The following is a 17,297-nucleotide window of genomic DNA, read 5'->3' on the forward strand; positions in this document are numbered from 1 at the left end:
GCAGACTGTCAATTCTTACCTTTTCAAAATCCCATTTCTGATTGATACTTCCTAATCGAAAGGTAATGAAAAGGTTAAGGATATTCGTCTGTACGGTTAAAAGATTATCGGTGTTGGGGATTTCCTTCTTATACCCAACTCTCGAAATTACGAGTTACCCGATTTACTTCCAACACCCTTTTAAGTCTCACTGGACCTCTTTAAAAGGTGATTTAAGCTACATCATTCCTCGTATCTGCTTCATCATTATTTAGACTAAATAAATCTACATTTTTTTCTCTTCCAGGTAATATTAAGTTAAGCAATACCCCTAGAATGGCGGCAAGTGCCATCCCTTGAATTTGGAATTCATCGGATACTTTGATAAAGGCTCCACCAATTCCAATGACAAGGATAACAGACGAGATAACAAGATTACGGTTATTTCCAAAATCAATTTTACTATCAACTAGCATTCTTAAACCAGAAGAAGCAATGATCCCAAACAGGAGGATGGATACTCCGCCCATGACCGGTGATGGGATTGTACCTATTAATGCTGTTACTTTGCCGACGAAACCGAATATAATAGCAACCACTGCTGCGCCAGCGAGAACGTATACGCTATAGACCCTTGTAATCGCTAATACACCAATATTTTCACCATAGGTTGTTTTAGGTGGACCACCGATTAATGCAGAAATCATTGTCGCTGTACCATCACCAAGGATGGATCGATGTAATCCAGGTTCCTTAATATAATCTCGACCAACAACCTTACTTAGCACAAGCTGATGTCCAATATGCTCTGATAATGTCACCACAGCTACTGGAACCATTAACAGGATGATATCTAAAGTAATATTTATCTTGTAGTCAACAAAAGGGATAATAAAGTCTGGCATTTCAAACCAACTTGCTTTCATCACTGGAGTAAAATCAACGATACCAATGATGACTGAATAAATGTAGCCTACAACAATTCCGGCTAAAATTGGAATTAGGCTGAGCATTTTTTTACCATATATAGTAAAGATGATCGTTGCGATTAGCGTCACTAATGCAGCTGAAAAATGTAGTAAACTGTATTTCCCTGTTACAGGGTCATTCATTGCCATGCCAACTGCTGTTCCAGCTAAGGCTAGCCCGATAACGACAATGACTGGTCCTACAACAATCGGAGGTAGTAAATTCATAATCCATTTGTATCCAGCTTTATATATGATTAAAGAAACAATTCCATACACTAATCCTGCAAAAAATGTTCCAATCATTGCGGCTGCTGGACCTCCGCTTGCTTTTGCAGCAATAATTGGTGCGATAAAGGCAAAGGAAGAACCAAGATAAGCTGGAACCTGCCATTTTGTGATAATCAGAAAGGCAAGCGTTCCTAAACCACTTGAAATTAAAGCAATTGCTGGGCTTAACCCTACTAAATATGGGACAAGAATCGTTGCTCCAAACATCGCAAAAAGATGCTGTAAGCTTAGGGTTAACCATTTACCAGGTGATGGTATTTCATTAATATCTAGATTTGGTCTATTCATAGGTATTCTCCTTTTCTAATACCCTTTAATGCACCGTCTTCAAAGATATAAAAGCAATGTTTCTTTGCTTTCCCTTTGGTAGTCTCTCCGGACTTCATTAAAAGGGTGATGTATTATTTATCAAAAATACTTACTTGATCAATCTTATCTACTTCATTTAATTCAACCACAATTTTTTCTGAGCTAGAGGTTGGGATATTCTTTCCAACATAATCTGCACGAATAGGTAATTCACGGTGTCCTCGATCAACCAACACGGCTAATTGGACAGAAGCGGGTCGACCTAAATCAACCAATGCGTCAAGCGCTGCTCTTACGGTTCTTCCTGTATAAAGCACATCATCTACAAGAATGACCTTTTGATTTTTGATATCCGTATGAATATTAGATCCTTTCACAAGTGGTTCTTGATTTTCCGTTTTCGTTGTAAGGTCATCTCGATAAAGGGTAATGTCAAGTTCACCCACTGGAACCGGTCTACCTTCAATTTGTTCAATTCTCTCTGCCAAACGTCTTGCTAAATAAATTCCTCTAGTACGTATCCCAATTAGAATACATTTATCGATGCCTTTATTTTTCTCTATAATCTCGTGTGCTACTCTTGTTAATGCTCTGCGAATTGCTTGTTCATCTAAAACAATCGCTTTCTGGGACACATCTCTCACCCTTTCCTATTTGAAATGGATTCTTTAATAAAAAAAATCCTAACACCATGAGGTGAGAGGATTTTTAGGTACATATCTATGGCAAAATGGATATAGGAATTCCTTTTGCATCATCCGTCTCCTTCTCAGCCTCACGGGACTGTATTAAAGGACTTATTCAACTAGAATTATATTAAACCTCATTTTGTTTCATGTCAACGATTATTTCTTAACATTTCCAACAATTCGTCAAATTCCGCAGGTAGAGGAGCTTCGAACTCTAAATACTCCCCTGTTCTTGGATGGGTAAAACCCAAAATTCCAGCATGTAAAGCTTGTCCATTAATATTCAATGTTTTTCTTGGACCATATTTAGGATCTCCTGCCAGTGGGTAACCAATATATTTCATGTGAACGCGAATCTGGTGGGTTCTTCCTGTTTCCAACTGACATTCAACATAGGAAAAATCGTTAAAACGTTCTAAAACTTGAAAATGAGTAACCGCATGTTTCCCATTCTCTACAACAGTCATACTTTGTCTATCCTTTGGATCACGACCGAGTGGTGCATCAATCGTTCCATAATCATGTGGAATGACCCCATGGACAATGGCGCGATATTTCCTAGTTACTGTTTTTTCAACGAGTTGATTGACAAGCTTTTCATGGGCCATATCATTTTTTGCAACCATGAGTAAGCCTGATGTATCCTTATCAATGCGATGGACAATTCCTGGTCGTAGTACACCATTAATTCCTGATAAGTCCTTACAATGGTACATCAATCCGTTCACAAGGGTACCGGTTAAATGACCAGGAGCAGGATGAACGACCATCCCACTTGGTTTATTAACAACCAAAACGTCATGATCCTCATAATAAATGTCCAAATCCATTTTTTCTGGTAAACAATCTAGGATTTCAGGCTCAGGGATACTAACTTCTATTTGATCCTCTGGCTGACATTTATAGTTCGTTTTTATTTTTTTTCCATTTACTAAAACAAGTCCATCTTTAATCCATTGCTGTACTTGTGTTCGTGACCAGTCTTCAGATTGCGTAGAAAGAATTTTATCTATTCTCTCCAATTTTTCCTCCTGGTTAACGGTGTATTCCCATTTTTCCATTAAGATTTCTCCTTTGATTCTCTCTCTTCAATAAACAAATGTATAATTAACAATCCGACGCCAATTACTAATGCTGAGTCGGCAACATTAAAAACGGGGAAGTTGTAACCAAATATATAGGTGTGGACAAAATCAACCACTTCTTTTCTAATCACGCGGTCAATAAAATTCCCAATTGCCCCTCCCAAAATTAAGCCTAGTGAGACACCAAAAAGGACTTTTCCTTTTGTCGCTTTTTGAATGTAATAAATAATACCTAAGATAACAACCAGTGTGATGATGTAGAAAAACCACATTTGACCTTGTAGAATTCCCCATGCAGCACCTTGATTACGATGGGAAGTAATATACAAAAAGTTCTCTATAATACGAATACTTTCTCCATAATCCATATTTTTAACTACAAGCCATTTTGTTAATTGGTCAAGTGCAATGACCATTAATGCAATTATGTAATAAAACAAGAAAGGCAACCCCCAGACACAATTTCTTTTGCTACCTTCTGCATTTTATCACAATTCATTAGAAAGTTATAGCCAAAGCCTTAATGGGTTAAAGGTTTGCGATAATATGACTTCAATTTGTGAAAATCCTCTACTGTTTTTGCCGTGGGTACATCCATAAGGAGATCAAGAGGAATGAATTCCCCAGAAACTTCACATCTTCCATACGTTCCACATTCCATTTTTTCAATTGCTGCCTCAATATCCCTTAATTCAGCAGCAATAATGGGTTTAATCATGTTTGATCCATTTGCATCGTGTAGTTTTTTCTTTAATTCCTCTCTTGTGTTACGGAGTTCTGAATAGAGCTTTACAAGGGTTGCATCCATACTTAACCTCCGTTATTGAAATATCGGCTAGAAAATGAAATCTGTATTATTTTGTTGTTTCGTATATTATTTCCTGACTCTAAACAAGCACACTCAATAAAATTTGACATAGGGAACAATTATTAACGAAGGTGGAAATCCTTAAGAAAAAAGCTCTTCGGAAAATCCGAAGAGTTTTTTATCAACTTATGCATGATAGTTTTCTTTTACCACACTAGCACAACGGCTGCAAAGGGTTGGATGATCATGATCATGGCCTACATCAGTGGTTACTGACCAGCAGCGTTCACAGGTCTCTCCTTCTGCTTTTGTGACTACAATAGCAGCCGTTTCTAATTTTAGAGCGTTCTCTGGAGCATCTTCATAGCTTCCAGCAATTTCAAAACCAGAAATAATAAAGATTTGTTTAAGATTTTCTTGAATAGAGTTTAGAAGCACATTCGTTTTTTCATTGACATATAAAGTAACCTTTGCTGTTAATGATTTTCCAATGATCTTTTCATTTCGGGCTTCTTCCAATGCTTTTAGAACATCATCCCTTAAATTCATAAACGCTGTCCATTTTTGCTCTAATTCATCCGCATTCACAAGCTCCTGATATTCTGGTAGGTCGGTTAATTGTACACTTATTTCCTCAACAGAAGGGATAAATGCCCAAACCTCGTCAGCGGTATGAGGTAAAATAGGTGTGACTAATTTAGTCAGTGATAGCAAACAATCATACAGCACAGATTGAATCGCACGTCTTTCTGGATGATTTGCAGCCTCAATATAAAGAACATCTTTTGCAAAGTCTAAATAGAAAGCACTTAGATCCAGTGTACAGAAATTATTGACTGCATGGAAAATCGTTGAAAACTCATAGTTTTCATATGATTCTTTCACTGTTTTAATGAGCTTATTTAGCTTTACGAGCATGAATTGATCCACTTCTCTTAATTGTTCGTAAGGGACATAATCCTTTGATGGATCAAAGTCAGCTAAGTTTCCTAAAAGGAAACGGAAGGTATTACGGATCTTGCGATATACCTCAGCTACTTGCTTTAGGATTGCGTCTGATACCCTAACATCTGCTTGATAGTCAACCGACGCAACCCAAAGTCTTAAAATATCGGCACCTAGTTGATTCATTACCTTTGCAGGGATTACGACATTACCAATGGACTTACTCATTTTTCGTCCTTCACCATCTAGAGCAAACCCATGGCTTAGTACCCCTTTATAAGGTGCTTTACCAGTTACAGCAACGGCAGTCGATAAAGAAGAGTTAAACCAGCCACGATATTGGTCAGATCCCTCTAAATATAAGTCAGCAGGTCTTTGTAAATCCTCGCGTTCTACAAGTACGGCTTGATGAGAAGAACCGGAGTCAAACCATACGTCCATAATATCTGTCTCTTTTGTAAAAATACCATTTGGGCTACTTGGATGAGTAAATCCTTCTGGTAGTAAATCCTTCACCTCACGCTCAAACCAAACATTTGAACCATATTCACGGAAAAGGTTTGATACGTGTTCAATCGTTTCATCTGTAATAATCGCATCCCCATTTTCTGCGTAAAAGACAGGGATTGGTACACCCCATGCACGTTGGCGGGAAATACACCAGTCACCACGATCACGAACCATGTTAAACAAACGAGTTTCACCCCATGCTGGAACCCACTTCGTTTCCTTAATTGCTTCAAGCAATTGTTCACGGAAATCCTTAATGGATGCGAACCATTGAGCCGTAGCTCGGAAAATAACTGGCTTCTTTGTTCTCCAATCATGGGGATAAGAGTGAGTGATAAAGGAAAGCTTTAATAAAGCTCCTACTTCCTCAAGCTTTTCAGTAATGGGCTTGTTCGCTTGGTCATAGAATAATCCAGCAAAGCCTTCTGCTTCCTCTGTCATGACCCCTTTATCATCTACTGGGCAAAGTACATCTAATCCATATTTTTGACCAACGATAAAGTCGTCTTCCCCGTGTCCAGGTGCGGTATGAACGCAGCCAGTACCAGCATCAGTTGTAACATGTTCACCGAGCATGACAAGTGAATCACGGTCATAAATTGGATGTTTTGCAACAACATATTCTAGTTCGTTTCCTTTCATTGACTGAACAATTTCGGGATTTTCCCAACCGATTTCATTGGTGACTGATTCTAATAAATCTTGTGCAACTAAATATTTTTGGCCATTCACTAAAACCACGACATAGGTTAAATCCGGATGCACGGAAATACCAAGGTTTGCCGGGATAGTCCATGGGGTTGTCGTCCAAATAATAATTTGAGTATCAGTGTCAAGTACACTTTTTCCATCCTTGACCTTGAAGGATACGTAAATAGAGGCAGATCGTTTATCCTGATACTCGATTTCTGCTTCAGCTAAAGCAGATTCACTTGAAGGAGACCAATACACAGGTTTTTTCCCTTTATAGATGTAGCCTTTTTTCGCCATTTCCCCAAATACTTTGATTTGCTGTGCTTCATATTCCGGCTTCAAAGTTACATATGGATTATCCCAATCACCACGAACACCTAAACGTTTAAATTGTTCCCGTTGATTGTTTATTTGTTGGTAAGCATATTCCTCACAAAGTTTACGAAACTCTGCCACCGTCATCTCTTTTCTTTTTACACCTTTATTTGTCAATGCTTGTTCGATTGGCAGACCGTGAGTATCCCAACCAGGGACATATGGAGCATGGTATCCGCTCATAGATTTATATCGTACGATCATATCCTTTAGAATCTTATTTAAGGCATGACCCATGTGGATATCACCATTTGCATATGGAGGACCGTCGTGTAAAACAAACATAGGTCTACCCTTTGTTCTCTCCTGCACAAGTCCATAAATATTTAATTCTTCCCATTTCGCCTGGATTTCAGGCTCACGTTTTGGAAGATTCCCACGCATTGGAAACTCTGTTTTTGGCATTAATAACGTATCTTTGTACTCCATCTTGATCCTCCTATATTGGTTAAATCATAAATATACCTTTTCCAAATATTGGATTTATTAGACTTGTATGTTTATCAAAGCCCAATAATAAGACTAGAAAATCAATAATAAACTAACTTACAACCCAACCTAGAAAAAATAAAAAACCTCCTCATCCCGAAAAGGGACGAGAAGGTAATTTCCCGTGGTACCACCCTTATAGATCCATTTTCTTTAATGAATCCACTTGAGCATTCGTAACGTGAATGAAACGCCCTACTTTAATAATCACATGATGTTCAAGTAAGGTACTCAAGGGTGATTTTCCAATCCTTCAGCTTTTCGGGCTTCCACCATCCCCGACTCGCTAATAAAGCTTTTTGAAAAATTGTACTGTCCCAATCATCGTATACTCATGATTTAGCTTTTGTTAAGAAATTATATGCTTTTTATAACGCATTCGTCAAGCTAATGTATCCTCTTTTGATGTTGATTTTAATTCGGTTGCATCTAGCTCATACTCGAGCAAGTGATCCCAATCATCACTATTTAACAAATCAAGCTGTGCTTCAATCAACATTTTGAATCTTGTTCTAAATACTTTAGATTGCTTCTTTAAATCTTCAATTTCTAGGGCAATTTTTCTTGCCTTTGAAAGAGATTCATTTACTATACGGTCAGCATTCTTCTCTGCTTCCTTCAAAATAAGCTTTGCTTCTTTTTGAGCATTTCTTCTCACTTCTTCTGCTGCCTCTTGGGCGACAACAATGGATTTATTTAAGGTTTCTTCAATATTGTTGAAATGTCCTAGTCGATCATTTAAATCCTTTAATTTCTCTTCCATTTCCTTTTTTTCACGAATAATCAACTCATAATCCTTTATAACCTGATCGAGAAATTCGTTTACCTCATCCTCGTCGTATCCCCGAAAACCTTTACTAAATTCTTTGTTATGAATATCTAATGGTGTTAATGGCATAAAGGCCACCTCCCTGATTGTTTGCACAGATTATATGTATTTTTCTAATATTCGACAGTTTTCATGGAATTCCTGCAAAATCCTTCTATTTTTGTTTGCCTATGGTTACTTTCCATTTTTCTTTTTTCGTTTTTCCATCAATAGATATTATTTTTGACCGGCCAAGTCCCCTTACTGATAAAAGATCCCCTTCTTGGCATTCAAAGGATGGATTTTCTATTGTTGTCCAGTTAAGTTTTGCTAAGCCTTGTCCAATATAGCCCTGTGATTTCTGCCTTGAAATATTGTAAATGCCTGAAATGATAGTATCTATACGAAGGGATGAGACCGTTATGGAGCCTTCCCTCCAGTCATCCTGAATATTAATTGCCTCTGTCAATGGAATTTGAGAAATTTGAACCTTCGCTCGACCGATTGACTCTAATTGCGTCAAGATGTATGGACCAATTTCAGTAGATGCGAAAAATTGTATTCGCTCATTTTGTATTAAGATATCTCCGAATTTCCCACGTTTTAATCCCAAAGACATCAAGCTTCCTAATACTTGTGGATGCTCAATTTTAACAAATTTGCTTGGATAATGGATTTCATATAAATTGATGAGAAAATCATCCATTTCCACTTGGAAATATTCTGGATATAATAATGCTCGCTTTCTTTCTGTTCCTGCCATTCCACCAAAAAGCTGACAATGGACTTTGGAATCTTGTCCAACAATGGTTTTTAGAATGTGCTGCTCCCTAGGATCTAGAAAATCGGTTAGCTTAGGAGCATAAGTATTTTCAACATAATCCTTCCACTGGAGCACTACGTCTATAAAAGCACGTTCTTCAGGTCGAAAATGTTGATAAAGATTCATTGTTAGTGCCCCTTTTTCCATTTAGAAAAGAGACCATCCACATTATTTGGTGAATGTTCTCCTCGCTAAACAGCTATATTAAATAAACCAAACATACAGCTGGTTAAGACCGCTTGTTGCAAGACGTAATACTAAAAACGCAACAATTGGTGAAAAGTCAATCATTCCAAATGGTGGAATAATTCGACGAAATGGTTCTAAATATGGCTCGCAAATCTTTTCAAAGAATCTCCCAATAGCTGTTTCACGTGCATTTGGAAACCAGCTCATTAAGATATAAATAATTAAAGCATATGAGTAATAAAGTATTAATTTTGTTAAAATACTTAGAAGAATGTACATGTAAAGCTACCACCTCGTATTATCAAAATCGTTTTCAGACATTATCTGAGATATATTACCCGACACCTCGACATTGTCAGGTGTACATAAGAATATATCCGTACCTATACGTTGAATATCCCCGCTTATGGCATATACTGTACCACTCAAGAAGTCAATTATCCTTTTCCCTTGGTCACGTTCAATCCTTTGAAGATTCACAACTACAGCACGACGATTTTTTAATTGATCCGCAATATCCTGGGCCTCTGCATAAACCCGCGGCTCAATCAGAACAACCTTAGAGGATTTTTGAACGCTTTGCAGACTAACTACATTTTGTTTTTGTACATGCGGTTTATGCTGCTTAACTGGCTCCAATTCCTCTTCTTCCATCATGTCTTCTTCTTCATTATATTCATCATCTAAAAAGAAAAATGTTTTAAATTTCGATTTAATGCTCATTCCTTACACCTCCCTAATGGATAAATAATTATTGTTTAGTTATTCTACACTGTCTATTCGCCAACTAATGCTGTTCCGATACGTACCATCGTCGATCCTTCCTCAATTGCAATGCCAAAATCGTTAGACATCCCCATTGATAATTCATGACAAGGGGCGTAATCCAGTTTTAAATTTTCAATTTGATCTCTTAGCTCCTTCAATGTACGAAAGCATTCCCTTAATATGACCTCATCATCGGTATTGGGTGCCATTGTCATCAATCCGACTACTTGGATTTTATCAAAGGATTTAAGAGCATGAATAAAATGGATTACCTCAGCAGGTGAAAGGCCATGCTTTGAAGCCTCACCGGATGAATTCACTTGCACAAAGCATTTTATTTGTTTATTTGCCCGCTTCTGAATTTCTTCAGCAAGTGATAAGCGGTCTAATGAATGGATATAATCTACTTTATCAATAATAGTTTTAACCTTCCGGGATTGCAAGGAGCCAATAAAGTGCCAAACAGGCTTGTCCCCTAAAACTTCCTGCTTTGCAAGCAAACCTTCCGGACGATTTTCGCCAAAATTATCTATCCCTGCATTCATTGCTTCCCTTGCCCTTTCAGGTGTCACATACTTAGTAACAGCAATGATTTTTATTTCAGAACGACTGCGGTTCTTTTTCTTGCATGCTGACTGTATTTCCTGCTCGATTCTAGTCAGGTTGTCTTGAACTTTCATTTCTCTTTGCTTAAGCCTCCTTAAAGCCAATAAAACCCATCATTCTTCCAGTCTGCCCTTGATCCCTTCTATGAGAAAAGAAATGTTCCGCATTACAGCTAGTACAATAATCCGTTATTTTTATATTTTCATTATGTACTCCATTTTGAATGAGGATATCTTTATTTAGCTGTTTTAGGTCAAGATGATATTGATGATCTTTTATTAAATTATAGGGCTTTTCCTCGACATCTTCTAGTATATTTTGCACTAAGTTTATGACATGATTATCTACAATATAACATTTTTTGCAAATGGAAGGTCCGATGACGATAAAAATGTCAGAAGGCTGGATCCCATTTCCTTTAAAAACATCAATCATTCTACCTGCAATCCCACCAACAGTACCCTTCCATCCTCCGTGTGCAATTCCAATTGCTCCCTTAGTAGGAGCATAAAAGAAAAGCGGAACGCAGTCAGCAAACAAAAGGGTTAACATGATTCCTTTTTCCATGGTAAAGAAGCCATCAGTGGACTTAAATGATGTCTCATACTGCAAGGAACCTCTTCCACGATCTTCTCTTGTGATTGTTTCAATATGAACACCATGGGTTTGTTCCGCACCAACCCATGTATCATTTGGAAATTCAACAAGTTTAGACATTTTCCTTCTATTTTGACAGACAACTTCCTCCTTGTCACTAACATGAAAGCCTAAATTTAGACTAGAAAAAGGGGAACCACTATACCCCCCATTCTTTGTTGTAAAACCAGCAAGAAGGCCCAAATCCCTTCTACACCAATCATCAATTAGGAAATATTCCTGTTCCTTTATAATAAATGGATCCATACATTTACCTCTCTATACATGTTTAACTGACAAAACCTCTTAACAATTGACTTTTCTTTACAAATTATTTTAACATATTCCAGCATCTGGTCACAGTATAACAGGTTTACTCATTTTTCCTCTATATATCCTGTTGTAAATGACTCTTTATTACGTACGAGAATGACGTCTGTTCCTATTTTTAAAATATTGGTCCAAGGGATGACTATATCCTCTTCTCGCCCAAAAAAACCTAATACTTTTCCAGATCCACTGATGACGATGGCATCGATTTTTCCAGAATTTAAATTTATTTCAATGTCAGTGATATTGCCCAATTTTTTACCATCAGTAACGCTAACTACATCCTTCACTTGAAATTCCGAAATTTTCACCATTTCAAAATCCACTCCTTTTTTAAAATATATGAAGGGAGAGCATAAAAAAATGATATTTTCAGGAGATATACCAATGAACAACTTTTTTGTAGACAGAACTTTTCTTTAAATAAGGGTAATAGATATGCGGTAGATGGAACAGCATTCATTTCAATGCTAACCATGATTCGCAAATTGAATATTACCTAAACAACGAAGAAAGCCACCCAATTGGTGGCTTAGCTTTGAATATTTTTATTCATTTGTTTTATCGCTGCTTTTTCCAAACGAGATACTTGTGCTTGGGAAATCCCAATCTCCTCGGCAACTTCCATTTGGGTTTTTCCTTGGAAGAATCTTTTTCGTAAGATAAGCTTTTCGCGTTCATTTAATCTTCTCATGCCTTCTTTTAAGGCTATTTCTTCAATCCATTGAATGTCTTTATTTCGCTCATCACTTAGTTGATCCATCACATAAATTGGATCACCGCCATCATTGTAGATAGGTTCAAATAAAGAAACCGGATCCTGGATGGCATCTAATGCAAATACTATTTCTTCATGTGGAACCTCAAGTACTTTTGCAATTTCTTCAGCTGTTGGTTCTTTTGACGTCTCGCTCATTAATCTTTCCCTAACCTGTAGAGCCTTATATGCGATATCCCTTAATGAACGGGAAACACGAATTGGATTATTATCGCGTAGATACCGCCGTATTTCCCCAATAATCATTGGGACTGCATAGGTAGAGAATTTCACGTTCTGTCCTAAATCAAAGTTATCAATCGATTTCATGAGACCAATACAGCCTACCTGGAATAGGTCATCAACGAACTCGCCTCGATTATTAAACCGTTGTATTACACTTAAAACGAGACGCAAATTCCCATTGACGAGTTTTTCCCTAGCAGTTAAATCCCCTTTGTGCATCTCTTTGAAGAGCTCTCTCATTTCTTCGTTCTTTAAAACTGGAAGCTTTGATGTATCAACTCCGCAAATTTCAACCTTATTTCGAGTCAATTCTATTCCCTCCTCACAGGAGCTGCTGTACAAAAATCAGTATCTCCGTGAGCAGGAAAAATATGCATTTGAACATCTTGGTTCTTTCTTTGTGAATCAAAAAAACACTTACCCTATAAAGGATTATTGTAAAAAAATATTTTTTACTGGGACCTTTTGTCCCTAGATAATCCTAATGGGATGTTACACCATTTTATTTAGTTCTTTCTTTAATCTTTTAATAATCCTTTTTTCCAGTCGGGAAATGTAAGATTGAGAAATACCAAGCATATCAGCTACATCCTTTTGAGTCTTTTCTTCCCCATTTCCTAATCCAAAGCGAAGCTCCATAATTTGCTTTTCCCGTTCTGACAACTGCTGCAGTGCTTTTAATAAAAGTTTTTTATCAACATTTGCCTCTAAATCCTTTGTAATAATATCCTCATCTGTCCCTAATACATCTGATAAAAGCAATTCGTTCCCATCCCAATCGATGTTCAATGGTTCATCAAAAGAAACCTCTGAACGAATTTTATTATTTCTCCGTAAGTACATTAAAATTTCATTTTCGATACATCTTGAAGCGTATGTAGCAAGCTTTATTTTTTTCTCAGGATTAAATGTATTTACTGCTTTAATTAAACCAATCGTCCCAATACTAATTAAATCCTCAATATTTATCCCTGTATTTTCAAATTTCCTGGCAATATAGACTACTAATCTTAAATTCCTTTCAATTAAGATGGATCTAGCTGCCTTATCTCCTTTAGGCAGCTTCTCCAATAGAAGCTCTTCTTCCTCTTTACTTAGTGGAGGTGGAAGGGCTTCACTTCCCCCGATGTAGAAAACTTCATCTGTTTTTAAACCAAGTTTCGTTAAAAATTTATACCAATAATAAGAAATTCGAAGTTTTAAATATTTCATGTAAAATCCTCCTTCTAAAATGTGTGATTTTGAGTATAGTTGTATTAACTTACATGAATGTTGGAAGTCACTTTTTTTGTACCTGTGAGCATCTTCGGGTGCACGATACATTGAAACATATCATCACTCGACAGCTGCTGAAGTGTAAAGGAAACCAGGCCTTTTTCTACTACTAGTTGCTCCTTCTCGTGTTCGATAATCAACTGATCTGGCTTTATGGCTATGATTAACTGGTTCTCTTGACCGACAACCTTGTAAGGAATAATCCTTAATTTATTCTCCCAGCTTGATGGGAGTGTTTTTCTTCCCATAATAAAATCATCTGGAAAGCTTGCAATCTGAAAAACCGTTTGATTAATTTTGTCTACTTGATTCTTTAATGAAACAAACATGACAGGAGCTTTTGAAATGGGGTCATAAAGGTTATTTCCACTATCTATAAGCCCCTTTAGAGCAATCGTACTTTCTCCTATTGTAAGGGTGACGTGGATAATCTGATCGTATTGAATCTTTGTCATCTCAATTTTTTCAACATTCCTTCTGGAAAAATGCCAAGCAATAGGAAATCCTAAAACAACAAAGAGCCAGCTTATCGGATCTCCAAAGCCATTCACACTTGCCAAAAAGACTGATGACGATAGTTCACTGTCGAAATTCAAAAAATAATGAGTACCTATAAGGGCCCCTCCGATTAAGAACGTGACTAGATAAAAGATCAGCAAGTTGTTTAAAAAGTAAGAAAAGCGCTTATATCCAAACGTCATTACTATCATCCAGAAAGAAAACAATAATTTAACTAAAGGATTTGATGAATAGGTATGTAAAGGAGTAATCATTAATAATATTAAAATAGAACCGATAAAACCACCCAAAAATACCCGCCAATATTTTGTTTCCCTTTTAAGAATGATCGCAGTTAAATAGAGGAGTAAACAATCAAATAAGAGGTTTAAAGCCCAAATGATATCAATATAAACGGTCAATCATTTACCCCCTTTTATCTCTGTGAATCCATCTATATGATTCTCGTAATATCCTAAGAAGTTTCTACTTTCTCCTATTTTTTTCTGTAGATGTTTCTAGCAATCTTATTACGGTCTAGTATAGCCTACATACATGAATGAAGTGTGTCACTTTCTGTAAACAAAATAGCAGAAATTTTCTATAATCTTTACAGATTTTGTCATTTTTTCTCTACTCCTGTTCTTAGGTACTTTGTGAAAACAATTGAAGTGTGATGTACATCACTATAGCCACACTTGTTTATCACTATAATTACAGTGCAAACCTAGCAAAAGGAGTAATGAATCATGTTAAATGAAAAAACAATACAGATAATTAAAAGCACGGTACCAGTATTAGAGGTTCATGGAGAAGAAATTACGAAAAGATTTTATCATTTAATGTTTACGAATCATCCAGAGTTATTAAATATCTTTAATCATGCGAATCAAAAGCAGGGTCGTCAACAGAGAGCTCTCGCAAATGCGGTTTATCATGCTGCTAAATACATAGATCAATTGGAGACTATTCTCCCTGTTGTAACACAAATTGCTCATAAGCATCGATCTCTTGGGATTAAACCTGAGCATTATCCGATTGTAGGCGAACATTTAATTCTAGCCATAAAGGATGTTCTTAAAGAGGCTGCAACTGAAGATATTATTGATGCTTGGACAAAAGCATACGGAGTCATTGCGGATGCTTTTATCGGCGTAGAAGCCAAATTATATGAAGAGGCAGAGGAGAAAAAAGGAGGCTGGAAGGATTTTCGAGATTTTGTCATTGCGAAAAAGGTTCAAGAGAGCTCAGTAATCACTTCCTTTTACCTTCAACCTGCTGACAGTGGAGAATTAGCTTCTTTTATTCCAGGTCAATATATAAGCGTTAAATTATCCATTCCTGGACAAGCAAATACCCATATTCGTCAATATAGTTTATCAGACTCACCTAATAAGAACTATTATCGAATTTCAGTTAAACGTGAGGAAGGTTTACAAAATCGTCCAGATGGTATTGTTTCCAACTATCTTCACCAGCACGTAAATGAAGGAGATATCATACAAATTAGCGCACCAGCTGGAGAATTTGTATTACAAGAAACAATTGCAACCCCTATTATTCTTCTAAGTGGTGGAGTAGGAATCACTCCAATGATGAGCATGCTAAATCACTTGAGCAATAAGAACATCAAGCAACAGATTACCTTTGTCCACGCTGCGATTAATGGTGACTACCATGCATTTAGCAAGGATGTAGACCACATTGTTGATGAAAATAGAGAAGTTCAAAGACATTTTTATTACGAAAAACCAACCGAAACCGATAGAGAGAATCAAGCCTTTGATGGAGAAGGCTTGATTACAGCAGAGGCATTAAATCAAATAATCATCGACAAAAATGCAACGATCTATATGTGTGGCCCTGTAAATTTCATGCAAGCAATGTATGATGGTTTGTTAGAAATCAATGTTCCGAAAAAAAACATCCACTTTGAATTTTTTGGACCTGCATTAACCTTTAAAGAACAGCAACCTAGTTAATAATATTTTCATACAAAAGAGGCTGTCCCATAAGGTGCTTGGCACTTGTTTGGGACAGCCTCTTTGTATATTAAAATAAGATTAATCTCTACGTTTACGGTTGCGAAGGAAGGTTGGAATATCTAGAGTTTCCTCCATTTGGGAAGAGCTGTTATTTCTTGTTTGGTCAAAAGCCTGCTCCTCACGTCTTTGCTCTTTTCTTCCGTTTTCTACGCCTGGTTTTGTATTGTTATGAACGGGACGTACGAGTCTTTGTTGTGAATTATCCTCATTGAAACCTGTAGCGATTACTGTAACAACAATTTCATCTTTAAAATCTTCATTAATTACTGAGCCAAAAATCATATTAACTTCTTGATCGGAAGCTGAGGCAACAATATCAGCAGCTTCTTGCACTTCATAAAGACTTAAGTTTGTTCCACCAGTAATGTTCATAAGAACGCCTTGAGCACCATCAATAGATGTTTCTAGTAACGGAGAAGAAATTGCCTTTTTAGCAGCTTCTGCCGCACGGTTTTCACCGGAAGAAACACCAATCCCCATTAATGCAGAGCCTTTATTTGACATAATCGTCTTCACATCGGCAAAATCAAGGTTGATTAATCCAGGGACAGCAATTAAATCTGAGATACCTTGAACCCCTTGTCTTAATACGTTATCCGCTTCACGGAAGGCTTCTAACATCGGTGTACTCTTATCGACTATTTCTAAAAGACGATCATTAGGAATAACGATTAGTGTATCAACCGCTTCTTTCATTCCTGCAATACCACCTGCAGCCTGTGTTGAACGTTTTTTCCCTTCAAAAGTAAAAGGACGAGTTACTACTCCAACTGTTAGAGCGCCTAATTCCTTTGCGATTTGAGCAATCACCGGAGCAGCCCCTGTTCCTGTTCCACCACCCATTCCAGCAGTAACAAACACCATATCAGCGCCCTTTAGGGCATCTTCAATTTGTTCCTTGCTTTCCTCGGCAGCCTTTTTTCCAACCTCTGGGTTAGCACCTGCACCAAGACCTCGAGTCAGCTTCCCACCAATTTGCATTTTTATTTCAGCCTTTGATAGGTTTAAGGCTTGAGCATCTGTGTTAACAGCTATAAATTCAACACCTTGAACTCCGTGTTCTATCATACGGTTTACTGCATTATTACCACCGCCGCCAACGCCGATGACTTTAATTGTTGCTAAAGATTCTAAATTTGTATCAAATTCCAACATGATAAATCCTCCTATTTCGA

Annotated in this window: 18 protein-coding genes and 1 other annotated feature; of the genes, 1 reads left to right on the forward strand and 17 read right to left on the reverse strand. The window is 37.1% G+C overall.

From position 1 onward, the window contains the following. Window positions 1–212: 212 nt before the first annotated feature. From BQ6100_RS07030 to spoIIGA, 16 genes are all read right to left on the reverse strand, one after another. Entirely contained in the window at window positions 213–1,526 is a 1,314-nt protein-coding gene (locus BQ6100_RS07030) for a solute carrier family 23 protein (protein ID WP_075980993.1), read from the reverse strand. A gap of 113 nt (window positions 1,527–1,639) precedes the next feature. Beyond that, a complete protein-coding gene (gene pyrR, locus BQ6100_RS07035; protein WP_075980994.1) occupies window positions 1,640–2,182 on the reverse strand; it encodes a bifunctional pyr operon transcriptional regulator/uracil phosphoribosyltransferase PyrR in 543 nt (180 codons plus the stop codon). A gap of 203 nt (window positions 2,183–2,385) precedes the next feature. Then, entirely contained in the window at window positions 2,386–3,297 is a 912-nt protein-coding gene (locus BQ6100_RS07040) for an RluA family pseudouridine synthase (protein WP_075980995.1), read from the reverse strand. After that, the gene (lspA, locus tag BQ6100_RS07045) at window positions 3,297–3,761 is read right to left on the reverse strand and encodes a signal peptidase II (protein ID WP_075980996.1); all 465 of its coding nucleotides are present in this window, start codon (window positions 3,759–3,761) and stop codon (window positions 3,297–3,299) included. Before lspA ends, BQ6100_RS07040 begins: the two co-directional genes overlap by 1 nt. A gap of 80 nt (window positions 3,762–3,841) precedes the next feature. After that, window positions 3,842–4,129 (reverse strand): TraR/DksA C4-type zinc finger protein, encoded by a 288-nt coding sequence (locus BQ6100_RS07050; RefSeq protein ID WP_075980997.1) that lies wholly within the window; start codon window positions 4,127–4,129, stop codon window positions 3,842–3,844. A gap of 186 nt (window positions 4,130–4,315) precedes the next feature. After that, on the reverse strand, window positions 4,316–7,081 hold the full coding sequence (ileS, locus tag BQ6100_RS07055; RefSeq protein WP_075980998.1) for an isoleucine--tRNA ligase: 2,766 nt from the start codon (window positions 7,079–7,081) through the stop codon (window positions 4,316–4,318). A gap of 159 nt (window positions 7,082–7,240) precedes the next feature. Beyond that, window positions 7,241–7,475: a binding site (T-box leader), on the reverse strand. 48 nt (window positions 7,476–7,523) lie between these two features. Next, complete coding sequence (locus tag BQ6100_RS07060; protein WP_075980999.1) at window positions 7,524–8,039, reverse strand: DivIVA domain-containing protein; 516 nt, start codon at window positions 8,037–8,039, stop codon at window positions 7,524–7,526. Between the two features lie 85 nt (window positions 8,040–8,124). After that, the gene (locus tag BQ6100_RS07065; RefSeq protein WP_075981000.1) at window positions 8,125–8,898 is read right to left on the reverse strand and encodes a YlmH family RNA-binding protein; all 774 of its coding nucleotides are present in this window, start codon (window positions 8,896–8,898) and stop codon (window positions 8,125–8,127) included. A 78-nt stretch (window positions 8,899–8,976) separates the two neighbouring features. Then, on the reverse strand, window positions 8,977–9,240 hold the full coding sequence (locus BQ6100_RS07070; RefSeq protein ID WP_075981001.1) for a YggT family protein: 264 nt from the start codon (window positions 9,238–9,240) through the stop codon (window positions 8,977–8,979). Window positions 9,241–9,246: 6 nt separating this feature from the next. Further along, entirely contained in the window at window positions 9,247–9,684 is a 438-nt protein-coding gene (locus BQ6100_RS07075; protein ID WP_075981002.1) for a cell division protein SepF, read from the reverse strand. A gap of 53 nt (window positions 9,685–9,737) precedes the next feature. Further along, complete coding sequence (locus BQ6100_RS07080) at window positions 9,738–10,409, reverse strand: YggS family pyridoxal phosphate-dependent enzyme (protein ID WP_075981003.1); 672 nt, start codon at window positions 10,407–10,409, stop codon at window positions 9,738–9,740. A gap of 10 nt (window positions 10,410–10,419) precedes the next feature. Then, window positions 10,420–11,238, reverse strand: a complete 819-nt coding sequence (gene pgeF, locus BQ6100_RS07085) for a peptidoglycan editing factor PgeF (protein ID WP_075981004.1) — start codon at window positions 11,236–11,238, stop codon at window positions 10,420–10,422. Window positions 11,239–11,348: 110 nt separating this feature from the next. Continuing rightward, a complete protein-coding gene (locus tag BQ6100_RS07090; RefSeq protein ID WP_075981005.1) occupies window positions 11,349–11,615 on the reverse strand; it encodes a YlmC/YmxH family sporulation protein in 267 nt (88 codons plus the stop codon). 218 nt (window positions 11,616–11,833) lie between these two features. Next, a complete protein-coding gene (sigG, locus tag BQ6100_RS07095) occupies window positions 11,834–12,613 on the reverse strand; it encodes an RNA polymerase sporulation sigma factor SigG (protein ID WP_075981006.1) in 780 nt (259 codons plus the stop codon). A 183-nt stretch (window positions 12,614–12,796) separates the two neighbouring features. Next, the gene (gene sigE / locus BQ6100_RS07100; protein ID WP_075981007.1) at window positions 12,797–13,516 is read right to left on the reverse strand and encodes an RNA polymerase sporulation sigma factor SigE; all 720 of its coding nucleotides are present in this window, start codon (window positions 13,514–13,516) and stop codon (window positions 12,797–12,799) included. Between the two features lie 44 nt (window positions 13,517–13,560). Beyond that, the gene (gene spoIIGA / locus BQ6100_RS07105; protein ID WP_075981008.1) at window positions 13,561–14,499 is read right to left on the reverse strand and encodes a sigma-E processing peptidase SpoIIGA; all 939 of its coding nucleotides are present in this window, start codon (window positions 14,497–14,499) and stop codon (window positions 13,561–13,563) included. A gap of 327 nt (window positions 14,500–14,826) precedes the next feature. Here spoIIGA and hmpA point away from each other — a divergent pair, with 327 nt between their 5' ends. After that, the gene (gene hmpA, locus BQ6100_RS07110) at window positions 14,827–16,059 is read left to right on the forward strand and encodes an NO-inducible flavohemoprotein (protein ID WP_075981009.1); all 1,233 of its coding nucleotides are present in this window, start codon (window positions 14,827–14,829) and stop codon (window positions 16,057–16,059) included. A gap of 81 nt (window positions 16,060–16,140) precedes the next feature. Here the strand turns inward: hmpA and ftsZ are convergent, their stop codons facing one another. Then, window positions 16,141–17,277, reverse strand: a complete 1,137-nt coding sequence (ftsZ, locus tag BQ6100_RS07115) for a cell division protein FtsZ (RefSeq protein WP_075981010.1) — start codon at window positions 17,275–17,277, stop codon at window positions 16,141–16,143. Window positions 17,278–17,297 lie beyond the last annotated feature (20 nt).

Origin of the sequence: Bacillus massilinigeriensis (assembly GCF_900117315.1) — a bacterium.
In the GTDB taxonomy this organism is placed as follows: Bacteria; Bacillota; Bacilli; order Bacillales; family Cytobacillaceae; genus Bacillus_BE; species Bacillus_BE massilionigeriensis.

What these genes read in the sequence shown, in the direction of transcription:
- pgeF (WP_075981004.1), bottom strand. Translation starts at nt 11,238, where the DNA reads ATGGATCCATTTATTATAAAGGAACAGGAATATTTCCTAATTGATGAT.
- ftsZ (WP_075981010.1), bottom strand. Translation starts at nt 17,277, where the DNA reads ATGTTGGAATTTGATACAAATTTAGAATCTTTAGCAACAATTAAAGTC.
- sigE (WP_075981007.1), bottom strand. Translation starts at nt 13,516, where the DNA reads ATGAAATATTTAAAACTTCGAATTTCTTATTATTGGTATAAATTTTTA.
- BQ6100_RS07050 (WP_075980997.1), bottom strand. Translation starts at nt 4,129, where the DNA reads ATGGATGCAACCCTTGTAAAGCTCTATTCAGAACTCCGTAACACAAGA.
- ileS (WP_075980998.1), bottom strand. Translation starts at nt 7,081, where the DNA reads ATGGAGTACAAAGATACGTTATTAATGCCAAAAACAGAGTTTCCAATG.
- BQ6100_RS07040 (WP_075980995.1), bottom strand. Translation starts at nt 3,297, where the DNA reads ATGGAAAAATGGGAATACACCGTTAACCAGGAGGAAAAATTGGAGAGA.
- BQ6100_RS07070 (WP_075981001.1), bottom strand. Translation starts at nt 9,240, where the DNA reads ATGTACATTCTTCTAAGTATTTTAACAAAATTAATACTTTATTACTCA.
- BQ6100_RS07090 (WP_075981005.1), bottom strand. Translation starts at nt 11,615, where the DNA reads ATGGTGAAAATTTCGGAATTTCAAGTGAAGGATGTAGTTAGCGTTACT.
- BQ6100_RS07080 (WP_075981003.1), bottom strand. Translation starts at nt 10,409, where the DNA reads ATGAAAGTTCAAGACAACCTGACTAGAATCGAGCAGGAAATACAGTCA.
- BQ6100_RS07075 (WP_075981002.1), bottom strand. Translation starts at nt 9,684, where the DNA reads ATGAGCATTAAATCGAAATTTAAAACATTTTTCTTTTTAGATGATGAA.
- BQ6100_RS07065 (WP_075981000.1), bottom strand. Translation starts at nt 8,898, where the DNA reads ATGAATCTTTATCAACATTTTCGACCTGAAGAACGTGCTTTTATAGAC.
- hmpA (WP_075981009.1), top strand. Translation starts at nt 14,827, where the DNA reads ATGTTAAATGAAAAAACAATACAGATAATTAAAAGCACGGTACCAGTA.
- BQ6100_RS07060 (WP_075980999.1), bottom strand. Translation starts at nt 8,039, where the DNA reads ATGCCATTAACACCATTAGATATTCATAACAAAGAATTTAGTAAAGGT.
- BQ6100_RS07030 (WP_075980993.1), bottom strand. Translation starts at nt 1,526, where the DNA reads ATGAATAGACCAAATCTAGATATTAATGAAATACCATCACCTGGTAAA.